This is a genomic window from Microbacterium sp. Z10_103 (assembly GCF_058310455.1).
In genome coordinates, this window is the sequence record NZ_JBZEGK010000001.1 from 1,058,306 (window position 1) to 1,081,678 (window position 23,373).

Consider the following 23,373-nt stretch of genomic DNA (forward strand, 5'->3'; position numbering starts at 1 on the left):
CTCCTCCGACCCTAAGCGGCGCCCCCAGGGTCTGTCTGTAGACCGTTCGGGGGACAGCCGCTGTCGTCGGCTCCACGTACGCTCGCGCAATGCCGACGACGTGCCTGGTGATCGGATGCGACGCCCGCGTCGACCCGGAGGCGCCGATCTCCCTCTGCGCCCGGCACTTCGCCGTGGCGGGCGAGTGGGCCGAACGCGAGAGCGGCGTCACCGACCTCCTGCCCTCACCGTGCCTCGTATGCGGGTCGCGCCTGGGGGTTCGGTGGCCGACCGGCTGGTTGTGCGCAGCCTGCGAGTGGCGCTACGGCGAGGTCCCCGACGGCGATCTCGCCCCGCCGCGTGTCGACGTCGTCTACTACCTCCGCTACGCCGACCGGGTGAAGATCGGCACCACCGCCAACCCGCGCCAGCGCCTGTCCGCGATCCGGCATGACGAGCTGCTCGCTTTCGAGCGCGGCGACCGCGCGCTCGAAAGCCGCCGCCACGCGCAGTTCGCCGCGGAGCGGTATTCCGGCACGGAGTGGTTCCGCCTCTCCGACCCGCTCGCGGGGCACATCGCCGTCCTCGCCGCAGGAGTCGGTGACCCGTGGATGCTGTGGACCCGGTGGCGGAGCGAAGCCCTCGCCCACCGCGGTTGACGCCGAGTCCTCAGGCGGTCGGAGGACCGAACACCTGGATCTCGCTCACCTTCTCGAAGCCCAGTCGTCGGTACACCGGCTCCGCCATGTCGTTGGACTGCAGGGTCGCCACGGGCAGGCCCTCGGAACGCGCGCGGGCCACGGCTGCGGCCACCACGGCGGTCGCCACTCCCCGCTGGCGGTAGGCCTCCTGGGTCGCGACGAGGTAGATGCCGGCGACGTCGGCGGTGATGAGCATCTCCGCCGTCGCGCGGATGGCCCCGTCAGCGGTGTACCCGAACCGGATCAGCCGGTCGTCGTCGAGCCTGCGCGCAGCGTCCAGGGCCGCGATCTGCGGGATGACCGCCTCGGGCACCTCCATCGGCCCCGCATACGCCTCGACCCACTCCGTGGCATCCGCGGTGCGCTCCCATTCCCTCACGCCGGTGTCCGCGTCCGGACGGGCGTAGGACGAGGAGCGGGTGAGGTCCATCGCCATCACGCTGACCGCGCCGTAGTGCGGCGCCCGGAGGGCGCCGAGGGCCTCACGGGTCCGGGGGTGCGACTCGGCCGTGACTTCCCACAGCCACGGCACCCCGGCCAACCGCTGGCGCACGTCCGCGACGACCTCGTTCGGGTGCATCTCGTTGTGGGTGACCCCGTTCAGACGTGGGTACTGCGCGCCGCTGCGGTACACCTGGAGGGGGCCGGTGACGGAGCCCGGCCCGCCCCACCCCTGCCAGAAGCGGCGGTAGTTGGTCAGCAGAGGTGCGAGCTCGTACAGGGTGTCGGTTGTCATACTCATGGCGACCACGCTAGAGACCGCCGACGTACGGGATCATCCGTCCAACTACGTAAGTGCTACGGAGTCCACGCGCATCGGTTCCCGGCACGATCGGCGACGCTCCGACGGCACGGCGGACGGGGCCCGCGGCACGCGGGCGCTACTGTCGAGCGCATGGCCTGGCTGTCCGACGGTGAGCGGCGGGCGCGCGTGGAGGAGCCCACGCGCGACCGGACGGTCCTCCTGCACCAGCTCCTCCTGGCGGGGGTCGTCCTCGTCGTCACCCTCGTCGCGCTTCCGTTGGGTGAGGTGCGCCACACGCCGAGTTACGTCATCGGGTTCGCCATCATCTACGTCGGCGCGGCGGCCGCCATCCTGCTCCCGTGGAAGCGCCTTCCCTATTGGGCGGGCGGCATCCTGCCGATCGTCGACATCGTCGCGATCACGTTCATCCGGGAGGCGGCCCCCGGGAGCGGACTGGGGCTCCTCTGGGCCTTCCCGGCGATGTGGATCGCCACCGTCTTCGGGATCGTCGGGGTCGTCGCGTCCACGGTCGCGGTCACGGTGCTTCTGGTGCTCCTCATCGCACGGGACCCGGACGGGCGCATCTCCGCCTCGACCTTCCTGCTTCCCATGCTGCTGGCGGCCCTGGGGCTGCTCGTCGCATTGTTCACCCGCCGCGCGTACGTGCAGCGTGAGCTGCTGGAGAAGCAGTCCGCTCACCTGTCACGGTCCGTCGACCGGGCGCGGCGGCAGGAGGACGTGGTCACCGAAGTGCTGGATGCCGTCGACTTCGGCGTCACGCGGATAACCGCGGGCGGCGACCTCGTGGTGACCAACGAGGCGCACGGACGGTTGCAGGGGAGCTCCACGTGGAGCGGCGAGGACATCCCGGCCTTCGCCGCCGATGGCACGACGAGGCTGAAGCCGTGGGAGGCGCCGCTGTCGCGCGCACGACGCGGGGAAACGTTCGAGAACGAGGTCATCTGGTACGGGACACCGGGGGAGGGGCGCCGCGCCCTCACCGTCAGCGCGCGGCGGCTGACCGACATCGACGGGTCGCACGCGGGGACCATCGTCATCTCGCGCGACGTCACGATAGAGGTGCAGGCGCTCCGCGCGCGCGAGGACCTCGTGGCATCGGTCTCGCATGAACTGCGAACGCCGCTGACCTCGATCATCGGATACCTGGAGTTGGCGCTGGACGGGGAGGAACTGCCGGAACAGACGCGCCGCGACCTGGAGGTGGCCGAGCGCAACGCGGACCGCCTCCTCGAACTGGTCGCCGACATCCTCGCCCTCTCCGCCTCGTCGCGGCAGGGCGGGGTCGAGCTGACGTTGCATCGCGAACCCGTCGACATCGCCGTCATCCTCGCCTCGGCAGCCGAGTCCATCGCTCCGCGCGCTGCGGATCGGCACATCACCATCGACACATCGGACGTGTACTCCGCCACGGCCGCGGTCGATCCGCACCGCATCCGCCAGGTCGTCGACAACCTGCTCTCCAATGCGGTGAACTACAACCACGACGGCGGGACGGTGCGCGCGGCTGTCAGCACTGACGGCGCCTCCGTCTGGATCACCGTCAGTGACAACGGGCCGGGTGTCTCCGTCGAGGAGCAGCCCCACCTGTTCGACCGGTTCTTCCGCTCGGATGCGGTGCGCAACTCCACGATGCACGGCTCGGGCCTGGGTCTGGCCATCAGCCGTGAGATCGTCCGCGCGCACGGCGGCGAGATCTTCGTCCACACTCAACCGGGCTCCGGCGCGACCTTCACGGTGCGCCTTCCCGTCGCTCTCGAAGAGGAGGCCGAATGAACGCGCTCGATCCATTCACGGTGACCGTGCTCACCGCAGTGGTCATCGTCGTCTCCGGCGTGTTCTACCTGGTCGAGACGCTGCTGCGGAAGGAGGGCGCCGCGGGGCGGCTGTGGGCGACCGCGTTCCTGTCCGGGATCCTCAGCGTGATGTCGTATCTCGTGTGGGCTGTCGACCCCGGCGCTTTCGTTGCCGTCGCCCTCGGCAACGGCGCCTTCACCGCCTCGGCCGGATTCCTGTGGCTCGGGTGCCGCGCCTTCAACGGCAGCGATCTCCGAGTCGCGGGGGCGATCCTCGGCGGCGGCGTGCTCGTGGTGATCCTCGCCGCGCTCCTCCCGGGCCCCGGTGGCGGCGACTGGGCCGGAGCTCCCGTGATGTTCCTGGGCAATGCCCTGTTCGCCGCCTTCGGCGCCGTCGAGACCCGCCGGGGCGCGCTGTCATCCCACTGGAGCGCGATCGGCCTGACCGCCGTGCTCGCGATCGAGTGCATCTGGTTCGTCCTGCGCACCCCGGTCTTCCTTCTCGCCGGACCCGACAGCGACCTGTTCCAGACCTGGTTCGGCACCTCGCTGGCCTCGCTCCTGACGATCACCCTCACCGTCGCCACCGTCGTGACCACGTCCGTGCTGAGAGCAGGCGAGTCGAACCTGCGCGGTCAGCGCGACACGATCGCGCTGCGCGTGGCGCTGGATGGCCTCCTCCTGCCGGATTCCTTCCGCCTCCTGGCGTCGACGCTCCTCGAGAGCGCCCATGCCCGGGAGGAGACGATGTGCATCATCGCTGTACGGGTCGACGACCTCGACCGCATCGGAACCGCCTTCGGGCCGGAAGAAGCCGAAGCCATCGCCGCGGCCTGGCGCCTGGGCGTGCGGCAGCATTCGCCTACGGCCGCGATCGTGGGCGAGGCGGACCGCACGACCCTGCTCGCGATGTTCTTGACGACCTCGTTCGCCGACGTGCGGCGCACCGCGAGCATCATCCACCGCCGTGTCCTGGATGACATGGCGGTCCTGCGCCTGTCGGTCCTGCCCATCGTGTCGGTCGGCGTCGCCCTCACCGACCAGATCGGCTACGACTTCGACGTGCTCACCGCAGCGGCGGTCGACGCGGCGAGACGGTCCTCGTCCAGCCACGACGCATCCGTCATCCTCGCCGAGGGGTGAGCCGCCGTTACTCCTCGTCCAGTGCCGCCTGCACGCGGGCGCGGAGTTCCCGGGGACGGAACGGCTTGGTGATGTAGTCGTTCGCGCCGGCCTCGCGTCCGAGGCGCACGTGTTCTTCGTCGGCGCGCGCGGTCACCATGAGGATGCGGGTGTCGCTGAAGGCCCGGATGCGCCGTGCCGTCTCGAATCCGTCGATGCCGGGCATGCTCACATCCAGGGTCGTGACCGCGGGGGACAGCTCGCGCACGAGCTCGATGCCCTCCAGTCCGGCGGGCGCGGTGTGCACGTCGAAACCGGAACTCGTGAGAACAGCGGAAATGAGGGAGCGGATGTCCGCATCGTCCTCGATGATGACCGCCACGAGCGGGTTCGACATCCGTCTACCTCGGTACTCCGCCGACTTCGGGTCACGGCGGATCACCAAATCGTAATACACGCGTGCATCCCGCACGCTGAGCGCGCGAGGGGCCGCCCGCCTGCCCGCCGCGTGCCATGCTCGGAGGATGCCTTTGATCGCACTGACCGGCGGCATCGCGTCGGGCAAATCCACGATCGCGCGTCGGCTCGCGGAGCATGGCGCGGTCATCATCGACGCCGACCAGATCGTGCGCGACGTGCAGCGGCCCGGGTCGCCCGTTCTCGCCCGGATCGCGGAGGTGTTGGGTGCCGATGTGATTCGCGCCGATGGGTCGCTCGATCGTCCTGTCCTCGGCGCACGTGTGTTCGGTGATCCCGAGAAGCTCGCTGCCCTGAACGCGATCGTCCACCCCGCCGTTCGGGTGGAGTCCGAGCGGCGGTTCACGCAGGCAACGTCGGCAGACCCCGCTGCGGTGGTCGTCTACGACGTGCCGCTGCTGGCGGAGGCCCGGGCCGCCGACCCGTGGGATCTCGTCGTCGTCGCCCACGCGCCGGCGGACATCCGCGTGCAGCGGCTCACGAGCGAACGCGGCATGACCGAGGCCGATGCGCGGGCACGCATCGCCGCCCAGGTGTCTGACGAGGACCGGGTGAAGCTCGCCCACGTCGTCATCGACACCTCGGGGACGCTGGACGAGACCCTCCGCCAGGCCGATGCCCTGTGGGAGCGGCTCTCCGCCTGACGCGGCGGTCCCCTCCCTCCTCTCCACCGGCGCGCGCGGCCCGGGCGCCCTCATCGCCTCCGCGCTCGGCGAACGGCCGCCCCGGTGTCGGAGGCTCCGCCTACGCTGGAAGCATGCAGGCTACCCGCTCCGTCCGTCCGTTCGAGGTCGTCAGCGAGTACACGCCGTCGGGCGACCAGCCGCAGGCGATCGCCGAACTGGCCGCCCGGGTCAACGCCGGGGAGACCGACGTCGTACTGCTCGGGGCGACGGGAACAGGAAAGTCGGCGACCACGGCGTGGCTCGTGGAGGCGGTGCAGCGCCCGACGCTCGTCCTCGCGCACAATAAGACCCTCGCGGCGCAGCTGGCCAACGAGTTCCGCGAACTGATGCCGAACAACGCCGTCGAGTACTTCGTCTCGTATTACGACTACTACCAGCCCGAGGCGTACGTCCCGCAGACCGATACCTTCATCGAGAAGGACTCCTCGATCAACGCCGAGGTCGAGCGCCTCCGCCACTCCACGACCAACTCCCTCCTCAGCCGGCGGGACGTCATCGTGGTGTCCACCGTCTCGTGCATCTATGGTTTGGGGTCGCCCGAGGAGTACCTCCGCGCCATGGTGGCGCTGCAGGTGGGGGAGCGCTACGACCGCGACTCCCTCATCCGCAAGTTCATCGCGATGCAGTACAACCGCAACGACGTCGACTTCTCCCGCGGCAACTTCCGCGTGCGTGGCGACACGATCGAGATCATCCCGGTCTACGAAGAGTTCGCCATCCGCATCGAGATGTTCGGCGACGAGATCGAGGCGCTGTACATGCTCCACCCGCTCACGGGTGACGTGCTGCAGCGGATGGAGGCCATCCCGATCTTCCCCGCCACGCACTACGCGGCCGGCACCGACACCGTGAAGCGCGCCATCGGCACCATCGAACACGAGCTGGCCGAGCGTCTCAAGGAGCTGGAGTCGCAGGGCAAGCTGCTCGAAGCGCAGCGTCTGCGGATGCGCACGACCTTCGACCTCGAAATGCTGCAGCAGCTCGGGTTCTGCTCCGGCATCGAGAACTACTCCCGCCATCTCGACGGACGCGGTCCCGGCGACCCGCCGCACACCCTCCTGGACTTCTTCCCCGACGACTTCCTCATGGTCATCGACGAGTCGCACGTGACGGTGCCGCAGATCGGGGCGATGTACGAGGGCGACGCCTCGCGCAAGCGCACGCTCGTCGAGCACGGCTTCCGCCTTCCCAGCGCCATGGACAACCGGCCACTGCGCTGGGACGAGTTCAAGAACCGCGTGGGGCAGACCGTGTACCTCTCCGCCACCCCCGGACGGTATGAGATGGGGATCGCCGACGGCGTGGTCGAGCAGATCATCCGTCCGACCGGGCTCGTCGACCCCCAGATCATCGTGAAGCCCTCGAAGGGCCAGATCGACGACCTGCTCGAGCAGATCCGCGTGCGCGCGAGCCGCGACGAGCGCGTGCTGGTCACGACCCTGACCAAGAAGATGGCCGAAGAGCTCACCGACTTCCTCGGTGAGCACGGCGTCCGCGTCCGGTACTTGCACTCCGACGTCGACACGCTCCGCCGTGTCGAGCTGCTCACCGAGCTGCGTGCGGGTGTGTACGACGTCCTTGTCGGTATCAACCTCCTCCGTGAGGGCCTCGACCTGCCCGAGGTGTCGCTTGTCGCGATCCTCGACGCGGACAAGGAAGGGTTCCTGCGCAGCGGCACCTCCCTCATCCAGACGATCGGACGCGCCGCCCGCAACGTCTCCGGCGAGGTGCACATGTACGCCGACAGGATCACCGACTCGATGGCCAAGGCCATCGAAGAGACCGATCGTCGCCGTGAGAAGCAGGTCGCGTACAACCTCGAGCACGGCATCGACCCGCAGCCGTTGCGGAAGAAGATCGCCGACATCACCGACGTGCTGAACCGTGAGGCGAGTGACACCAAGCAGCTGCTCTCGCGTCGGGATGCGGCGGCGTCGAAGAACGGCAAGGGCAAGTCGCCGACGCCGCAACTGCGCCGGACCGGGATCGCCGCCGAGGGCGCCGATCAGCTGGAAGCGACGATCGCCGACCTCAGCGACCAGATGCTGGCAGCGGCGGCCGAGTTGAAGTTCGAGCTGGCCGGCCGCCTGCGCGACGAGGTGCAAGACCTCAAGAAGGAGTTGCGCGCCATGGAGAAGGCCGGGCACGCGTAGGGGAGCGGGACGCCCGACTCGAGTCGGCGGAATTCCGGACGGAAGGTCCGGCAACCCGCGTCAGGGGCAGGTCATGAGGGGCTTCGGGCCCGAGCGGTCGAACGTGTGCGCCGACATGGGGTTGCCGCACAGCGGGCACGGACGCTCCGTGCGCGAGGGCTCCGGGGTCGTCTCGTAGGGGCCGACCGATGCCGGACCGGCGATGCGGATCAGACGGGTGTTGACGTAGGTGTACCAGCCGCCGGCTGCACGCACGCGCTCGCGCAACGGGGGCCGCTCCGGATCGCTTCGTGCCATGATGTTTAGTGTACTAACCAATTGGCGGAAGGAGCACGGGTGTCGGAGGACGATCTGCTCAAGCTCGACAATCAGGTGTGCTTCGCGCTGGTGACGGCCGCCCGCAACGTGGTGTCGATCTACCGTCCTGTGCTCGAGCCGCTCGGGCTGACGCACCCGCAGTATCTCGTCCTGCTCGCGCTGTGGGAGCAGTCGCCGCGTTCGCTCGGCGACCTCGCCGCCGAACTCGCCATGGAGCCGGCGACGCTCTCACCCCTGGTGAAGCGGCTCGAGGGCCAAGGCCGTGTCACCCGTGCCCGAAGGGTGGGGGATGAGCGCGTGCTCGACATCGCGCTCACCGACGCCGGCCGGGCTTTGCGCTCGGATGCCGTCCGCGTACCCGAGCAGATCATGGAGCGCACGGGCATGAGCGCCGAGGCACTCATCGCCCTCCGCGACGGCCTCGCCCCGTTCGCCGGGCGTCGCTCCGCCTGATCCGCCAACCCGGATGTGCCGCGGCCGCACGATACTCGGCGGGTGCGCTGGCCGCGAACCTGGAGCCGGTGTCAGAACCCCCGCCTAAACTTGACGGGTGCCCATCGTTCCTGCCGTCCTGCCCGGAAACACCAGCGGAAAGCTCAGTGTTCGTGGCGCGCGCGTCCACAACCTGAAGGACGTCGACCTCGACATTCCGCGCGATGCGCTCGTGGTCTTCACGGGTCTGTCGGGTTCCGGCAAGTCGAGTCTCGCGTTCGACACGATCTTCGCCGAAGGGCAGCGCCGCTACGTCGAGTCGCTGAGCGCTTACGCGCGTCAGTTCCTCGGTCAGGTCGATCGGCCCGACGTGGACTTCATCGAGGGCCTCAGCCCCGCGGTGTCGATCGACCAGAAATCGACGAACCGCAACCCGCGCTCGACCGTGGGCACGATCACCGAGATCCACGACTACATGCGCCTGCTGTGGGCGCGCATCGGCGTGCCGCACTGTCCGATCTGCGGTGCGACCATCCAGCGGCAGACCGTGCAGCAGATCGCCGATCAGCTGATAGAGCTGCCCGAACGCACGCGCTTCCAGATCGTCGCGCCTGTCGTGACGCAGAAGAAGGGCGAGTTCGTCGACCTCTTCAAGGAGCTCAGCGCGAAGGGATATGCCCGCGCCGTCGTGGACGGCGAGTTGGTGCAGCTGGCCGAACCGCCCGTCCTGAAGAAGAGCTACAAGCACGACATCGCCGTCGTCGTCGACCGCCTCGTGGCGGGCCCCGACATCCTCAGCCGCGTCACCGACTCGGTCGAGACGGCTCTGGGACTTGCCGGCGGCGTCATGCAGGTCAACTTCGTCGACGAAGAAGGCGATGACGCGTGGCAGTCCTTCTCCGAGAAGCTGTCGTGCCCGAACGGCCACCCCATCCAGCTCACCGAGATCGAGCCGCGGACGTTCTCGTTCAACGCGCCGTTCGGCGCGTGCCCCACGTGCTCGGGCCTCGGTACCCGCATGTCGGTCGACGTCGACCTCATGCTCGGCGACGAAGAGCTCTCCATCCGCGAGGGCGTCATCATCCCCTGGACGACCCAGGGCAAGGGTCTCTTCCAGTACTACGAGCGGCTCCTGGAAGGACTCGCGCGCGACCTGAAGTTCTCCCTCGACACCCCGTGGAAGAAGCTCTCGTCGGACGTGCGCCAGGCCGTGCTGCGCGGCGAGGACTACAAGGTCACCGTCAAATGGAAGAACCGGTACGGCCGCGAGATGCGGTACACCTCCGGCTTCGAGGGCGTCGTGCCCTACATCGAGCGGCAATACCTGCAGGCCGAGTCCGACACGCAGCGTCAGCGCTGGTCGGAGTTCCTCCGCGAGGTCCCATGCCCGGTCTGTGACGGAGACCGGCTCAAGCCCGAGGTGCTGGCCGTGCTCGTGCACGGTCACTCCATCGCGGATGCGTCGCGCCTCAGCCTCGGCGAGGCCCAGGAGTACTTCGCCCAGCTGCAGCTCACCGACCGTGAGGCGCAGATCGCTGCGGCGGTGCTGCGCGAGATCCGCGCGCGATTGGACTTCCTCATCCAGGTCGGCCTGAACTATCTGAGCCTGGGACGGGCGGCAGCGACGCTCTCCGGCGGTGAAGCACAGCGCATCCGGCTCGCCACGCAGATCGGATCGGGGCTGACCGGGGTGCTGTACGTCCTCGACGAGCCCTCCATCGGGCTGCACCAGCGTGACAACCGGCGACTCATCGAGACGCTCATCAAGCTCCGCGACCTGGGGAACACCCTCATCGTCGTCGAACACGACGAGGAGACCATCCACGCCGCCGACTGGGTCGTCGACATCGGTCCGCGCGCCGGGGTCGACGGCGGCAATGTCGTGCACTCGGGTCCGCTGTCCGAACTCCTCACGGACGAAGAGTCTTTGACGGGCGCGTACCTGTCCGGGCGCCGCGCCATCGCGACACCGGCCAAGCGCCGGAAGATCGACAAGAAGCGGCAGATCACCGTCGTCGGCGCGCGGGAGAACAACCTGCAGAACGTGACCGTCGACTTCCCCCTCGGAGTCCTCACCGCCGTCACCGGCGTGAGCGGATCGGGTAAGTCGTCGCTGGTCAACGGCATCCTCTACGAAGTCCTCGCCTCGCGGCTCAACGGTGCGCGCCGCGTCCCCGGCAAGCACACCCGGGTGACGGGACTCGACAACCTCGACAAGGTCGTGCACGTCGACCAGGCACCCATCGGCCGCACGCCGCGGTCGAACCCGGCGACCTACACGGGAGTGTTCGACCGCATCCGCACGCTCTTCAGTGAGACGCCCGAGGCGAAGGTCCGCGGCTACCAGGCCGGGCGGTTCAGCTTCAACGTCAAGGGCGGCCGGTGCGAGGCGTGCTCGGGCGACGGCACCATCAAGATCGAGATGAACTTCCTCCCCGACGTGTACGTCGACTGCGAGGTGTGCCACGGGAAGCGCTACAACCGCGACACGCTCGCCGTGCACTACAAGGGCAAGAACATCGCCGAGGTGCTGCAGATGCCGATCTCCGAGGCTGCGGAGTTCTTCGAGCCGATCCAGGCGATCCACCGCTACCTGAAGACCCTCGTCGACGTCGGCCTCGGGTACGTGCGGCTGGGTCAGTCGGCCACGACGCTGTCCGGTGGCGAGGCGCAGCGCGTGAAGCTCGCCACCGAGCTGCAGCGCCGCAGCAACGGCCGCTCGATCTACGTGCTCGACGAGCCGACCACCGGCCTGCACTTCGAAGACGTCTCCCTGCTGCTGCAGGTGCTCAACGGCCTCGTGGACAAGGGCAACACGGTCATCGTCATCGAGCACAACCTCGACGTCATCAAGTCTTCGGACTGGGTGATCGACCTGGGCCCCGAGGGTGGCTCGGGCGGCGGCACCATCGTGGCGACCGGCACCCCCGAGCAGGTCGCGCGGGTGCGGGAGAGCTACACGGGTGCGTTCCTGGCCGAGGTGCTCGCCGGCCGCTCGCTCGCCGCGCCCATCCGAGCCCGCGAGCGGGAACTCGAGCGCAAGGCCGGCTGAGCGTGGCATCCCGAGAACGGGTGTCGCAGCTTCCGTACCGGCCGAAGCCCGGCGAGATCCCCACCAACCCCGGTGTCTACCGGTTCCGCGACGCCGACGGACGCGTGCTGTACGTCGGTAAGGCCAAGAACCTCCGTGCGCGCCTGTCAAACTACTTCGCCCCGCTGCGCTCGCTTCACGAACGCACGCGGCGGATGGTGACGACCGCGGCATCCGTCGAGTGGACCGTGGTGGCCAGCGACGTGGACTCGCTGCAGCTGGAGTACATGTGGATCAAGGAGTTCGATCCGCCCTTCAACGTCCGCTATCGCGACGACAAGTCGTACCCGTTCATGGCCATCACGCTCGGGGACGAGGCCCCACGGGTTCTCGTGACCCGCAATCGCCGCATCCCCGGGGCCAAGTACTTCGGGCCGTACCCGAAGGTGTGGGCGGTGCACGACACGATCGACCTGATGATCAAGGTCTTCCCGATCCGCACCTGCAGCGACGCGTCGTACAAGAAGGCGATGCAGTCGGGGCGCCCCTGTTTCCCGGGCCAGATCGGACGCTGCGGCGGGCCGTGCTCGATGAAAGTGACGATCGAGGAGCACCGTGCGATCGTCGACGACTTCGTCGCGTTCATGGCCGGCGGCGACCAGCGCTTCCGGAAGGCCCTCACCGCGCGGATGCGGGAAGCGTCGGCGGCGATGGACTACGAATCGGCCGCGGTCTACCGTGACAAGCTCCAGGCCATCGACGCGGTGCTCAACAAGAGCGCCCTGGTGCTCGCCCCCGACACCGACGCCGACCTCTTCGGCATCGCCGAGGACGAGCTCGCCGCCACCGTGCAGCACTTCGTCATCCGCGGCGGACGCGTCCGCGGTGTGCGGGCGACGACCATCGAGAAGGAGATCGACATCTCCGGCGCCGACCTGGTCGACCAGGTGCTGCAGCGCACGTACGGCGACGCCCCCGCCACCGACATCCCGCGGCAGGTGCTCGTCCCCTCGCTTCCCGACGACGCCGCCGAGCTCGAAGACTGGTTGCGCGAACGCCGCGGGAAGAATGTCACCATCCAGGTCGCCCAGCGCGGGCGCAAAGCCGACCTGATGAGGACGGCGACGCTCAACGCGCAACAGGCCCTGATGCTCCACAAGACGCGACGCACGACCGACTACGTCGCCCGTACCCAGGCGCTCACCGACCTGCAGGAGGCGCTGGACCTTCCCGAGGCGCCGCTGCGCATCGAAGGCTTCGATGTGTCGCACCTGTCGGGCACGAACGTGGTCGCGTCCATGGTGGTCTTCGAAGACGGCCTCCCGCGGAAGGACCAGTACCGCTCCTTCGGCGTACCCGAGACCACCGATGACACGGACTCGCTGTACCAGGTGCTCACCCGGCGCCTGGCATACCTGGACCGTCCGGAATCCCAGGGCGGCGACGAGCCCGACGCTGCGGCAGCCACCGCGACCCGCAGCGTCGTCGCGCCGACGGCGGACATCGTCACCGACCCCGACGCCGAGGTCGTCACCGCGCGCAAGCGGCCGCGCTTCGCCTACCCGCCGCAGCTCCTCGTGGTCGATGGCGGTAAGCCGCAGGTCGAAGCGGCCGCGCGGGCGCTGGCCGACGCGGGGCACCCGGAGATCGCCCTGTGCGGCATCGCCAAGCGTCTCGAGGAGGTCTGGCTGCCGGGGGAGGACTTCCCCGTCATCCTTCCCCGGACGAGCGAGGCGCTGTACCTGCTGCAGCGCCTGCGCGATGAGGCGCACCGGTTCGCGATCTCGCATCAGCGCAAGCGGCGCAAGCGCGACATCTCCAGCGTCCTGTCCGAGATCCCCGGCCTCGGCGACGCCCGCATCAAGGCTCTGCTGCGTCACTTCGGGTCGGTCACGGCGCTGCGCGGTGCCACGCCGGAGGAGATGTCACAGCTGCCGGGGATCGGGCCGAAGCTCGCCGAGTCCATCCACGCGCATTTGGCTCGCTAGGCTGTGCTGACGGGGGTGGCCATGAGCGACGAGGCACAGCGCGAGCGCGGCGAGGTGCTGATCGTCACCGGCATGTCCGGTGCCGGCCGCACGACCGTCGCGAACGCACTGGAAGACCTCGGCTGGTACGTCGTGGACAACCTGCCGCCGCGGATGCTGCGGCCCCTGCTCGAGCTCACGGAGCTCGCCGCGGGAGCCGTACCGCGGGTCGCGGTGGTGGTCGATGTGCGCGGGGGCGAGCTGTTCTCCGATCTCCCCGAGGTGATGGAGACTCTCCGCGCCGGCCGCCAGGTGCGCGTCGTGTTCCTGGATGCTGCCGACAACGTCCTCGTCCGGCGCTTCGAGGCGGTGCGGCGACCGCATCCGCTGCAGGGTGAGGGCACGATCCTCGACGGTATCCGGCGGGAGCGCGAGCAACTCGCGGAGGTGCGGGAATCCGCGGATGTGCTCATCGACACCTCGACCACGAACATCCACCAGCTGACCACCCGCGCCGTTGAGCTGTTCAGCGAACAGGGAGCGGCGCGGCACACCGTGACGCTCATGAGCTTCGGGTTCAAGTACGGCCTGCCCACCGACGTGGACATGGTCGCCGACATGCGGTTCCTCCCCAATCCGTATTGGAACGAGAATCTGCGTGCGCTCAGCGGCGAGGATGCCGCGGTGCGCGACGAGGTTCTTGCTCAAGCCGGCGCCGAGGAGTTCCTCGACGCCTACGCCGCCGCCCTCCGCCCCGTCCTCGACGGATACCAGCGCGAGAACAAGCGGCACTCCGTGGTCGCGATCGGGTGCACCGGCGGACGACACCGCTCCGTCGTGATGGCCCGGGAGCTCGCCGAGCGCCTGCGATCGACGCCGGGCGTCGCCGTCCGCGTCGCGCATCGTGATCTTGGTCGCGAGTAGGCCGGGTGCGAACAGGCCCGTCGCGAAGCGACCCGGTCGTCATCGAGGAGGGGCCGCGAGTAGGCTGTAACGTCGTCCCCCCACCCTCGCCCGAAGGAGAACCGTGCCGCTGACCGCCGACGTAAAGGCCGAGCTGACCACCGTCCGCGACCCGCGGCCGACGGCCCGCATAGCCGAACTGACGGCGCTTCTGCGGTTCTCAGGGGGGCTTCACTCGATCGCGAACCGCGTCGCCGTGGAGGCCGAGCTCGACTCCGAAATGCTCGCCCGCCGGGTCGCGCGCGACCTCATGGAGCTGTACGGCGTCCGTCCGGAGCTCGTCCACGTGCAGGGATCCGGCGGCCGCACCGGTGGCCACTACGCCGTCCGCGTCATCGAGGCGGGGGAGACCCTCGCGCGGCAGACCGGGCTCCTCGACCAGCGCCGGCGCCCCGTCCGCGGCCTTCCCAACAAGCTCACGACCGGATCGCGCGGCGACCTCGCGGCCATCTGGCGTGGCGCGTTCCTCGCGGCGGGTTCGCTCAGCGAGCCCGGACGCTCGGCGTCGCTGGAGATCGCCTGCCCGTCGCCCGAGGCCGCCATGGCCCTCGTGGGCGCCGCTCACCGCATCGGTGTCGCCGCCAAGGCGCGCGAGGTCCGCGGCGTCCCGCGGGTGGTCGTCCGCGATGGTGAAGCGATCCGCGCCACCCTCGCCGAGATGGGCGCGCGGCGCACCGCCGCCGAGTGGGATCAGCTCCGCCAGCGCCGCGAGGTGCGCGCCGGGGTGAACCGGCTCGTGAACTTCGACGACGCGAACCTCCGCCGGTCGGCGCAGGCCGCTGTGGCTGCGTGCGCGCGTGTGGAACGTGCGTTGGAGATCCTCGGTGACGAAGTGCCCGAGCACCTGCGCGAGGCGGGCGAACTGCGGCTGTCTCACCGCGACGCGAGCCTGGACGAACTCGGCCACCACGCCGACCCGCCGTTGACGAAGGATGCCGTGGCCGGCCGCATCCGCAGGCTCCTCGCCATGGCGGACAAGAAGGCAGAAGTCGACGGGATCCCCGGCACGGAGTCTGCCGTCCCCGCCGGCGTCGAGGACTGACGCCCGCGCACCCACCGCGTTCCGGTGGGAAGCAACCGGGGCGCGGAGGTGTTGCCGGTCACTAGGATGAAAACGTCATCCTCGCTGCGCCGGGGTCTCGGCGCGCGCCGAACGGAAGAAGAGAACATGGCGAAGTATTCATTGCCCGACCTCCCTTACGACTACGCCGCCCTGGAGCCGCACATCAGTGCGACGATCATGCAGCTGCACCACGACAAGCACCACCAGACGTACGTCACGGGTGCCAACACCGCACTGGAGCAGCTCGCGGAAGCCCGTGAGACCGGCAACCTCGCGAACGTCAACAAGCTCACGAAGGACTTGTCCTTCAACCTCGGCGGCCACGTCAACCACTCGATCTTCTGGACCAACCTGTCGCCGGACGGCGGAGACAAGCCGGTCGGCGAGCTCGCTGCCGCCATCGACGACGCGTTCGGGTCGTTCGACAAGTTCCAGGCTCACTTCACCGCCGCCGCACTCGGCGTGCAGGGCTCCGGCTGGGCCGGGCTCTTCTGGGACTCGATCGGCGAGAACCTCGTCATCCAGCAGATCTTCGACCAGCAGGGTCAGATCGCCGCAGCGACCGTCCCGCTGCTCCTCCTGGACGTCTGGGAGCACGCGTACTACCTCGACTACAAGAACGTGCGCGCCGACTATGTGAAGGCGTTCTGGAACGTCGCCAACTGGGCGAACGCGCAGGAGCGCTTCGCCACCGCCCGCCAGAAGACTGCAGGTCTGCTGGTACTGTCGTAAACGGCGCAGGCGTCCCGGTGGGACACCCGCCGGGACGCCGTCGTCCAACCTGGAACACCCACATCAGAGCGCGTTCTGCGCCCACGAAACACATTCAGGAGTGACTCCGTGACCGTCAAAATCGGGATCAACGGCTTCGGCCGCATCGGACGCAACTACTTCCGCGCGGCGCTCGCGCAGGGCGCTGACCTTGAAATCGTCGCGGTCAACGACCTCACCGACAACAAGACCCTCGCCCATCTGCTGAAGTACGACTCCGTCACGGGCCGCCTGGACGCCGAGGTCTCATACGACGAGACGTCGATCACCGTCAACGGCAAGAAGATCGAGGTGCTCGCTGAGCGCGACCCCGCGAACCTCCCGTGGGGCGAGCTGGGCGTCGACATCGTCATCGAGTCGACCGGCCGCTTCACCAAGGCCGATGATGCCCGCAAGCACATCACCGCTGGCGCGACCAAGGTGCTCATCTCCGCCCCCGCCACCGGCGAGGATGGCACGTTCGTCATGGGCGTGAACGAAGAGACCTACGACCCCGCCACGATGCACATCATCTCCAACGCGTCGTGCACCACGAACTGCCTCGCGCCGCTCGCGAAGGTCTTCAACGACAAGTTCGGTATCGAGCGCGGCCTCATGACGACCGTGCACGCGTACACCGCCGACCAGAACCTGCAGGACGGGCCGCACAGCGACCTGCGTCGTGCTCGCGCCGCCGCGATCAACATCGTCCCCACCTCCACGGGCGCCGCCAAGGCCATCGGCCTGGTGCTGCCGGAGCTGAAGGGCAAGCTGGACGGCTTCGCGCTGCGGGTGCCGATCCCCACCGGCTCGATCACCGACCTGACCGTCACGGCTTCCCGCCCGGTCACCGTCGAGGAGATCCGAGAGGCGTACAAGGAAGCCGCGGCGGGTCCGCTCAAGGGCATCCTGAAGTACACCGAGGATGAGATCGTCTCCAGCGACATCGTGACCGACCCGCACTCGGCGATCTTCGACTCCGGACTCCTGCGCGTCCTCGGCGACCAGGTCAAGCTGTCGGCGTGGTACGACAACGAGTGGGGCTACTCCAACCGCCTCGTGGACCTCACCGAGTACGTCGCGGATCGCCTGTAGGCCGTCATGGCTCTGCGCACCCTCGCCTCTCTGGGGTCGCTCGCAGGCAAGCGTGTCCTCGTCCGGTGTGACCTCAACGTTCCCCTCGGGGACGGGGTCATCACCGACGACGGACGTGTGCGTGCGTCGCTGCCCACCCTGAATGCCCTCATCAACGCCGGCGCCCGCGTCGTCGTGATCTCCCACCTCGGTCGCCCCAGCGGCGCGCCCGACCCGAAGTACAGCCTGGCTCCTGTTGCCCAGCGGCTCTCGGAGCTGCTCGGCAAGCCGGTCGCGTTCGCGCGTGACACGGTGGGAGAGTCGGCCGCCGAGGCTGTCGCGGCCCTCGAGGACGGCGACATCGCCGTGCTCGAGAACCTCCGGTTCAACCCGGGGGAGACGGCCAAGGACGAGGGCGAGCGGCGGGCGTTCGCGCAGCAGCTCGCCGCGCTCGGGGACGCATTCGTGTCCGACGGGTTCGGCGTGGTGCATCGCAAGCAGGCCAGCGTCTACGACCTGGCCGAGATCCTTCCGTCCGCGGCGGGGTCGCTCATCGAAGCAGAAGTGCACGTCCTCGACCGTCTCACCGAGAACCCGGAGCGGCCGTACACGGTCGTCCTGGGTGGCTCGAAGGTCAGCGACAAACTCGGCGTGATCGAGCACCTGCTGCCGCGCGTGGATCGGCTCCTCATCGGCGGCGGGATGATGTTCACGTTCCTCGCCGCGCAGGGTTACTCCGTCGGCGCGAGCCTGCTCGAGAAGGACCAGATCGACACCGTGAAGGGCTATCTCGCCGACGCTGCCGAGCGAGGCGTGGAGATCGTCCTCCCGGTGGATGCCGTCGTTGCCGCATCCTTCTCCGCCGACGCCGAGCATGTCGTGGCCGATGCGACCGCCCTGGAGAGCACCCCCTTCGGTGCCTCCGGCCTGGGACTCGATATCGGCCCCGCCACGGGCGAGACCTTCGCCGCGGCGATCCGGGAGAGCCGCACGGTGTTCTGGAACGGGCCCATGGGCGTGTTCGAGCTGGCGCCGTTCGCCGCCGGAACGCGTGCCGTCGCAGACGCACTCACAGCCGTCGACGGCCTGAGCGTCGTGGGCGGCGGCGATTCCGCCGCAGCGGTACGGCAGCTCGGATTCACCGACGACCAGTTCGGTCACATCTCCACCGGCGGCGGAGCCAGCCTGGAGTTCCTCGAAGGCAAGAAGCTCCCCGGACTGGAGGTCCTCGGATGGGCGTAGCAACGCGTACCCCGTTCATCGCCGGCAACTGGAAGATGAACCTCGACCACCTCCAGGCGGTCGCGTTCGTGCAGAAGCTGCACTGGACGCTTCGCGATGCCAAGCACGAGAACGGCAGTGTCGAGGTGGCGGTCTTCCCGCCGTTCACCGACCTGCGCACCGTTCAGACGCTGGTGGACGCGGACAAGATCCCGTTCGCCCTCGGCGCGCAGGACCTGTCCACGCAGGACTCCGGCGCATACACGGGTGAGATCTCCGGCCAGTTCCTCGCGAAGCTCGACGTCGGCTACGTGATCATCGGCCACTCCGAGCGCCGCGAGTACCATGCCGAGTCCGACGAGCTCGTGGCGCAGAAGGTGCAGGCGGCCCTCCGCCACGGCATCGTGCCGGTCATCTGCGTCGGCGAGACGGCCGAAGACCTCGAGAAGTTCGGTGCGAGCGCGGTGCCGGTGGGCCAATTGCAGGTCGCCCTCGAGGGCGTGCCGGCCGATGCCGACATCGTCGTGGCTTATGAGCCGGTCTGGGCGATCGGTTCCGGGCAGGCCGCGACCCCCGATCAGGCACAGGACGTGTGCGCGAAGCTCCGCGAGGTCGTCGCCGACAAGCTCGGCGCGGATGCGGCGGCACGCACCCGCGTCCTTTACGGCGGGTCGGTGAAGTCGGGAAATATCGCGAGCTTCATGAGGCAGCCCGACGTGGACGGCGCCCTGGTGGGCGGCGCGAGCCTCGTCGTGGAAGAGTTCGCCGCGATCATCCGGTACCAGAAGCACGTCGGCGTCTGAGCTTTCGAGCCGGAGGGGCCGCCGCCCGTATACTTGACCCTTGTGCGACCGGGGAGGGTCGCCGCGAAAGGCTTTCGACAGTGCAGATCATCGAGTTCGTCCTGCAGGTGCTGCTGGGCATCACCAGCCTCCTGCTGACCCTGCTGATCCTGCTCCATAAGGGGCGCGGCGGGGGGCTGTCCGACATGTTCGGCGGCGGCATGACGTCGGCGCTCGGGTCGTCGGGGCTGGCCGAACGCAACCTCAATCGTTTCACCATCATCCTTGCGCTCGCATGGTTCGTGTCCATCGTGTCGCTGGGGCTCATCACCAAGTTTCAGGGACTCTGACAATGGCGACAGGCGGAAATGCGATTCGGGGCACGCGCGTCGGCGCGGGGCCCATGGGTGAACAGGACCACGGCTTCCACGCGGATCGCGTGGCGGTGTCGTACTGGGATGCCCTCGGAAACGAGACGGTGCGCTACTTCGCCGCCGGCATCCCCGACGAGGAGATCCCCGACACCATCGACTCCCCGCACTCCGGGCTTCCTGCCGGGCGCGACAAGGAGAACCCGCCGGCGCTGGCGAAGGCGGAGCCCTACAAGACGCATCTCGCGTACGTGAAGGAGCGTCGCACCGAGGAAGAGGCCGAAGCGCTCCTCGACGACGCCCTGCAGGCGCTGCGCGACCGTCGCGGCCAGGCCTGAGGCCGCGCGACTCGTCTACGCTTCGTCTCGCTGCCTTCGGCTGCTCGCTCTGCGTTGACCCGCCTCGGAGCAACGCGGCTGCGCCGCATTGATCCGAGTCGCGTCAATACTCGCGGTCGATGAGCTGTGGCGGCACGGAAGCGGCGGCAGCCTCGTCGACGAACAGGACGGTGCGCCTCCGGCCTTTCGCGCCGGCGGCCGGCACGCTCTCATAGCTCGCCCCGGCCAGCGCCAGGCCGAGGGCCGACGCCTTGTCCGAGCCGGCGAGCACCATCCACACGCGCTTGGACGAATTGATCACGGGGCGCGTGAGCGAGACCCGCTCCGGCGGAGGCTTGGGGGAGTCCCTCACCGATACGGTCGCGCGATCGGTGACCTGGATCTCGGGGCGGTCCGGGAAGAGCGAGGCGATGTGGCCGTCGGGCCCGACACCGAGGAAGCAGATGTCGAACGTCGGCCACGGCCCCGTCTCCGTGCGGTCGGCCGGCGCGAACTGCGCAAGCTCGTCGGCGTAGGCCCCGGCTGCAGCATCCAGGTCGAGCGTCTCGTCGCTGGATGCCATCGCGTGGATGTTCTCAGCGGGGATGTCCAGCGAGTCCAGAAGCGCCTCGCGAGCCTGCTTCTCGTTTCGGTCATCGGAGTCGCGCGGAACCCAACGCTCGTCACCCCACCAGAAGTGCACGCGAGACCAGTCGATACGTTCGATGCGACCGTCCTGCGCCGCCGCGCGGAGGACAGCGCCACCCATCGATCCGCCGGTGAGGCAGATGTGCACCGTCTTGCCGTTCTCCACGTTCTTGTTGATACGGTCCAGCAGACGCTCGGCGACGGATGACGCGAGGGCACCGGGATCGTTGCCGATCACGACCCGTTTCTCGGTGCCGGCATCAGCCACGGTCGCTCCCATCGTCGGTCCGGGCAAGCAGTTCCATGCCCTCCGTGATGACGCGACCGTACAGCACATCCGGGTCCAGGCGCCGCAGCTCCTCCGCGAGGCACTCACGCATGGTGCGTCGTGGGAAGGCCAGCTCGTGCACCGGCTGACCCGGCTGCGTCAGCACGGCTACGCCCGGGGTCGGCCGCTCGAGGAGCGTGTCGCCGCTCGCGCGCGTCAGCCGCACGCTCTTGATTCCGCTCGCCCACTCCGCGGTCGGAAGGTACGCGGAATCCACCGGCACTCCGAGCTTCAGGCGCAGCCACGCGGCCAGGAGCACCGTGGACGGCGAGTCGGCGGCGCCGCGCACCTGCACGGCGGTGACGGGCTCGTACGGGGGCTGGTCCAGTACCGCGGCGAGTTGCTCGCGCCACCGCGTCAGGCGCGTCCACGCGAAATCGGTGTCGCCCGGGTGGTAGTGGCTTCCCAGGCCGTCCACCCACGCCGCCGGATCCGGCTGGCTCGACGCATCCGTGATGCGCCGCTGCGCGATGCGGCCCACCTCGGACTCCGCGGGGGACGAGGGCGGGTTGGCGGGCCACCACGCGACGACCGGTGCATCCGAAAGCAGAAGTCCCGTGACCAGGCTCTCCGCATTCGAGCCCGCCGCGCCGTACACGCGAAGGACGACGACCTCGCTGGCCCCTGCGTCACCGCCGACGCGGATCTCCGCATCCAGGCGGGGAGAATCGGCGGCCTCGTCGAAGATCAGCACGACGACGCGCATGGGATGCTCGCGCGAAGCGTCGTTCGCAGCTCCGATGACCGCTTCCTCTTCGCCCTGGTGCGCGACGATGATGAGCGTCAGCACCCGGCCCAGGGCGACCGCGCCGCCTTCCTCACGGACGTTGACGAGCGCCTTCGAGATCTTGCTGACGGTCGTGTCGGGCAGGTCGATGATCACGGGCGCCTCCAGTTGCGGCCGTCGCGGGCAAGGAGTTCGTCGGCGGAGCCCGGTCCCCACGAACCGGGTGAGTACTGTTCGAGCGGTCCTCCCTGCTCGGCCCAGAAGTTCTCGATCGGGTCGAGGATCTTCCAGCTGAGCTCGACTTCTTCGTGCCGCGGGAACAGGGGAGGGTCGCCGAGAAGCACGTCGAGGATGAGGCGCTCGTACGCTTCGGGGCTGGCCTCGGTGAACGCGTGCCCGTAGCCGAAGTCCATCGTGACGTCGCGCACCTGCGTGCCGTCACCGGGAACCTTCGACCCGAACCGGATCGTGACGCCCTCATCCGGCTGCACACGGATGACCAGTGCGTTCTGCCCCAGCTCCTGCGTCTGGCTGCGGCTGAACAGGAGCTGCGGCGCGCGCTTGAACACGACCGCCACCTCGGTGACGCGTCGGCCGAGCCGCTTGCCGGTGCGGAGGTAGAACGGCACCCCCGCCCAGCGGCGCGTGTTGACTTCGAGCTTGACCGCGGCGTAGGTCTCGGTCGTGGAACCGGGGTCCATGCCGTCCTCGTCGAGGAAGCCGGTCACCTGCTCCCCGCCCTGCCAGCCGCCGGCGTACTGACCGCGCGCCGTTGCCAGGGACAGGTCTTCGGGAAGGCGCACGGCGGCGAGCACCTTCTCCTTCTCGGCGCGGAGGTCTTTCGCGTTGAAGCTGATGGGCTCTTCCATCGCGGTGAGCGCCATGAGCTGCAGCAGGTGGTTCTGGATGACATCGCGCGCCGCACCGATGCCGTCGTAGTAGCCGGCACGGCCGCCCACACCGATGTCTTCGGCCATCGTGATCTGCACGTGGTCGACGTAGTTGCGGTTCCAGATCGGCTCGTACAGCTCGTTGGCGAAGCGCAGAGCCAGGATGTTCTGGACCGTCTCCTTGCCGAGATAGTGGTCGATGCGGAAGATCGAGTCGGCGGGGAACGCCGTCTCCAGCGCCGCGTTCAGTTCGCGGGCCGAAGCCAGGTCATGCCCGAACGGCTTCTCGATGACGACGCGGCGCCAGCCCGTCTCGTCATCGGCGGTGTCGCCGACGAGCCCCGACGCCTTCAGCTGCTGCGCCACGACCGGGAATGCCTTCGGCGGGATCGACAGGTAGTAGGCGTGGTTGCCGAGCGTGCCCCGCTCGACGTCGAGTTTCTCGACCGTCTCACGCAGGCGCTGGAACGCCTCCGGGTCATCGAACTCGCCCGGAACGAAGCGGATCCCCTCGAGGAGCTCTTTCCAGGTCTCATCGCGGAACTCCGTGCGCGCGTACTGCTTCACCGCGTCATGCACGACCTGCGCGAAGTCCTGATCCTCCCAGTCGCGGCGGGCGAACCCCACGAGCGCGAACCCCGGGGGGAGGAGGCCACGGTTGGCGAGGTCGTAGACGGCCGGCATGAGCTTCTTGCGCGCCAGGTCACCCGTGACACCGAAGATCACGAGAGCGCTGGGCCCCGCAATGCGGTTCAGGCGCCGGTCATCAGGGTCGCGGAGCGGGTTGTCTCCCCGCGAGATCTCTACGGTCATT

Annotated in this window: 22 protein-coding genes; 16 read left to right on the forward strand and 6 right to left on the reverse strand. The window is 68.8% G+C overall.

The window, feature by feature from the left end; translation table 11 throughout:
* The first annotated feature begins 89 nt into the window (after window positions 1–89).
* Complete coding sequence (locus tag AC4FS2_RS04925; protein WP_491176423.1) at window positions 90–638, forward strand: GIY-YIG nuclease family protein; 549 nt, start codon at window positions 90–92, stop codon at window positions 636–638.
* Between the two features lie 10 nt (window positions 639–648).
* Here AC4FS2_RS04925 and AC4FS2_RS04930 read toward each other — a convergent pair whose 3' ends face one another.
* Window positions 649–1,422 carry a GNAT family N-acetyltransferase gene (locus AC4FS2_RS04930; RefSeq protein WP_491176425.1) on the reverse strand — a complete coding sequence of 258 codons (774 nt, stop codon included), beginning with the start codon at window positions 1,420–1,422 and terminating at the stop codon, window positions 649–651.
* 153 nt (window positions 1,423–1,575) lie between these two features.
* Here AC4FS2_RS04930 and AC4FS2_RS04935 point away from each other — a divergent pair, with 153 nt between their 5' ends.
* Both AC4FS2_RS04935 and AC4FS2_RS04940 read left to right on the forward strand, forming a co-directional pair.
* Window positions 1,576–3,219 (forward strand): sensor histidine kinase, encoded by a 1,644-nt coding sequence (locus AC4FS2_RS04935; protein WP_491176427.1) that lies wholly within the window; start codon window positions 1,576–1,578, stop codon window positions 3,217–3,219.
* Entirely contained in the window at window positions 3,216–4,382 is a 1,167-nt protein-coding gene (locus AC4FS2_RS04940) for a hypothetical protein (RefSeq protein ID WP_491176429.1), read from the forward strand. Before AC4FS2_RS04935 ends, AC4FS2_RS04940 begins: the two co-directional genes overlap by 4 nt.
* Window positions 4,383–4,389: 7 nt before the next feature.
* Here AC4FS2_RS04940 and AC4FS2_RS04945 read toward each other — a convergent pair whose 3' ends face one another.
* A complete protein-coding gene (locus AC4FS2_RS04945; protein ID WP_491176430.1) occupies window positions 4,390–4,758 on the reverse strand; it encodes a response regulator transcription factor in 369 nt (122 codons plus the stop codon).
* Window positions 4,759–4,885: 127 nt separating this feature from the next.
* Between AC4FS2_RS04945 and coaE the strand changes: the two genes are divergently transcribed.
* A complete protein-coding gene (gene coaE, locus AC4FS2_RS04950; RefSeq protein WP_491176432.1) occupies window positions 4,886–5,482 on the forward strand; it encodes a dephospho-CoA kinase in 597 nt (198 codons plus the stop codon).
* A gap of 113 nt (window positions 5,483–5,595) precedes the next feature.
* Window positions 5,596–7,677, forward strand: a complete 2,082-nt coding sequence (gene uvrB, locus AC4FS2_RS04955; protein ID WP_491153155.1) for an excinuclease ABC subunit UvrB — start codon at window positions 5,596–5,598, stop codon at window positions 7,675–7,677.
* 60 nt (window positions 7,678–7,737) lie between these two features.
* Here the strand turns inward: uvrB and AC4FS2_RS04960 are convergent, their stop codons facing one another.
* Window positions 7,738–7,974 (reverse strand): hypothetical protein, encoded by a 237-nt coding sequence (locus tag AC4FS2_RS04960; RefSeq protein ID WP_491153154.1) that lies wholly within the window; start codon window positions 7,972–7,974, stop codon window positions 7,738–7,740.
* Between the two features lie 39 nt (window positions 7,975–8,013).
* Here AC4FS2_RS04960 and AC4FS2_RS04965 point away from each other — a divergent pair, with 39 nt between their 5' ends.
* The 11 genes from AC4FS2_RS04965 to AC4FS2_RS05015 all read left to right on the forward strand — a co-directional run bounded on the left by AC4FS2_RS04965 (window position 8,014) and on the right by AC4FS2_RS05015 (window position 19,987).
* A complete protein-coding gene (locus tag AC4FS2_RS04965) occupies window positions 8,014–8,448 on the forward strand; it encodes a MarR family winged helix-turn-helix transcriptional regulator (RefSeq protein WP_491176434.1) in 435 nt (144 codons plus the stop codon).
* Window positions 8,449–8,545: 97 nt separating this feature from the next.
* Window positions 8,546–11,479: an excinuclease ABC subunit UvrA gene (gene uvrA / locus AC4FS2_RS04970; RefSeq protein ID WP_491176436.1), complete on the forward strand. Its 2,934-nt coding sequence runs from the start codon at window positions 8,546–8,548 to the stop codon at window positions 11,477–11,479.
* Window positions 11,480–11,481: 2 nt separating this feature from the next.
* A complete protein-coding gene (uvrC, locus tag AC4FS2_RS04975) occupies window positions 11,482–13,446 on the forward strand; it encodes an excinuclease ABC subunit UvrC (protein ID WP_491153151.1) in 1,965 nt (654 codons plus the stop codon).
* Between the two features lie 21 nt (window positions 13,447–13,467).
* Window positions 13,468–14,349 carry an RNase adapter RapZ gene (gene rapZ, locus AC4FS2_RS04980; RefSeq protein ID WP_491153150.1) on the forward strand — a complete coding sequence of 294 codons (882 nt, stop codon included), beginning with the start codon at window positions 13,468–13,470 and terminating at the stop codon, window positions 14,347–14,349.
* Between the two features lie 103 nt (window positions 14,350–14,452).
* Window positions 14,453–15,430 (forward strand): DNA-binding protein WhiA, encoded by a 978-nt coding sequence (gene whiA, locus AC4FS2_RS04985; protein WP_491153149.1) that lies wholly within the window; start codon window positions 14,453–14,455, stop codon window positions 15,428–15,430.
* 126 nt (window positions 15,431–15,556) lie between these two features.
* Complete coding sequence (locus AC4FS2_RS04990) at window positions 15,557–16,183, forward strand: superoxide dismutase (protein ID WP_491153148.1); 627 nt, start codon at window positions 15,557–15,559, stop codon at window positions 16,181–16,183.
* 108 nt (window positions 16,184–16,291) lie between these two features.
* A complete protein-coding gene (gene gap / locus AC4FS2_RS04995) occupies window positions 16,292–17,296 on the forward strand; it encodes a type I glyceraldehyde-3-phosphate dehydrogenase (RefSeq protein ID WP_491153147.1) in 1,005 nt (334 codons plus the stop codon).
* Window positions 17,297–17,302: 6 nt separating this feature from the next.
* Window positions 17,303–18,517 (forward strand): phosphoglycerate kinase, encoded by a 1,215-nt coding sequence (locus AC4FS2_RS05000; protein WP_491176438.1) that lies wholly within the window; start codon window positions 17,303–17,305, stop codon window positions 18,515–18,517.
* Window positions 18,508–19,299: a triose-phosphate isomerase gene (gene tpiA, locus AC4FS2_RS05005; RefSeq protein WP_491153145.1), complete on the forward strand. Its 792-nt coding sequence runs from the start codon at window positions 18,508–18,510 to the stop codon at window positions 19,297–19,299. Before AC4FS2_RS05000 ends, tpiA begins: the two co-directional genes overlap by 10 nt.
* Before the next feature lie 80 nt (window positions 19,300–19,379).
* Window positions 19,380–19,628: a preprotein translocase subunit SecG gene (gene secG, locus AC4FS2_RS05010; RefSeq protein ID WP_484509424.1), complete on the forward strand. Its 249-nt coding sequence runs from the start codon at window positions 19,380–19,382 to the stop codon at window positions 19,626–19,628.
* Between the two features lie 2 nt (window positions 19,629–19,630).
* Window positions 19,631–19,987, forward strand: coding sequence for an RNA polymerase-binding protein RbpA (locus AC4FS2_RS05015; RefSeq protein WP_491176440.1), 357 nt, complete (start codon window positions 19,631–19,633; stop codon window positions 19,985–19,987).
* A gap of 103 nt (window positions 19,988–20,090) precedes the next feature.
* On the opposite strand, the gene pgl is transcribed toward AC4FS2_RS05015, so the two are convergent.
* From pgl to zwf, 3 genes are read right to left on the reverse strand one after another with little or no spacing between them, the layout of a single operon-like run.
* Entirely contained in the window at window positions 20,091–20,882 is a 792-nt protein-coding gene (gene pgl / locus AC4FS2_RS05020; protein WP_491176442.1) for a 6-phosphogluconolactonase, read from the reverse strand.
* Window positions 20,875–21,825 (reverse strand): glucose-6-phosphate dehydrogenase assembly protein OpcA, encoded by a 951-nt coding sequence (locus AC4FS2_RS05025; RefSeq protein WP_491153142.1) that lies wholly within the window; start codon window positions 21,823–21,825, stop codon window positions 20,875–20,877. The genes pgl and AC4FS2_RS05025 overlap by 8 nt, the downstream gene beginning before the upstream one ends.
* Window positions 21,822–23,372, reverse strand: a complete 1,551-nt coding sequence (zwf, locus tag AC4FS2_RS05030; protein ID WP_491176444.1) for a glucose-6-phosphate dehydrogenase — start codon at window positions 23,370–23,372, stop codon at window positions 21,822–21,824. The genes AC4FS2_RS05025 and zwf overlap by 4 nt, the downstream gene beginning before the upstream one ends.
* Window position 23,373: the final 1 nt, after the last annotated feature.

Bases quoted from the DNA above. Each gene is read 5' to 3' on its own strand.
- AC4FS2_RS04925 (WP_491176423.1), top strand. From the start codon at position 90: ATGCCGACGACGTGCCTGGTGATCGGATGCGACGCCCGCGTCGACCCG.
- AC4FS2_RS04930 (WP_491176425.1), bottom strand. From the start codon at position 1,422: ATGAGTATGACAACCGACACCCTGTACGAGCTCGCACCTCTGCTGACC.
- AC4FS2_RS04935 (WP_491176427.1), top strand. From the start codon at position 1,576: ATGGCCTGGCTGTCCGACGGTGAGCGGCGGGCGCGCGTGGAGGAGCCC.
- AC4FS2_RS04940 (WP_491176429.1), top strand. From the start codon at position 3,216: ATGAACGCGCTCGATCCATTCACGGTGACCGTGCTCACCGCAGTGGTC.
- AC4FS2_RS04945 (WP_491176430.1), bottom strand. From the start codon at position 4,758: ATGTCGAACCCGCTCGTGGCGGTCATCATCGAGGACGATGCGGACATC.
- coaE (WP_491176432.1), top strand. From the start codon at position 4,886: ATGCCTTTGATCGCACTGACCGGCGGCATCGCGTCGGGCAAATCCACG.
- uvrB (WP_491153155.1), top strand. From the start codon at position 5,596: ATGCAGGCTACCCGCTCCGTCCGTCCGTTCGAGGTCGTCAGCGAGTAC.
- AC4FS2_RS04960 (WP_491153154.1), bottom strand. From the start codon at position 7,974: ATGGCACGAAGCGATCCGGAGCGGCCCCCGTTGCGCGAGCGCGTGCGT.
- rapZ (WP_491153150.1), top strand. From the start codon at position 13,468: ATGAGCGACGAGGCACAGCGCGAGCGCGGCGAGGTGCTGATCGTCACC.
- AC4FS2_RS04990 (WP_491153148.1), top strand. From the start codon at position 15,557: ATGGCGAAGTATTCATTGCCCGACCTCCCTTACGACTACGCCGCCCTG.
- AC4FS2_RS05000 (WP_491176438.1), top strand. From the start codon at position 17,303: ATGGCTCTGCGCACCCTCGCCTCTCTGGGGTCGCTCGCAGGCAAGCGT.
- tpiA (WP_491153145.1), top strand. From the start codon at position 18,508: ATGGGCGTAGCAACGCGTACCCCGTTCATCGCCGGCAACTGGAAGATG.
- AC4FS2_RS05015 (WP_491176440.1), top strand. From the start codon at position 19,631: ATGGCGACAGGCGGAAATGCGATTCGGGGCACGCGCGTCGGCGCGGGG.
- zwf (WP_491176444.1), bottom strand. From the start codon at position 23,372: ATGACCGTAGAGATCTCGCGGGGAGACAACCCGCTCCGCGACCCTGAT.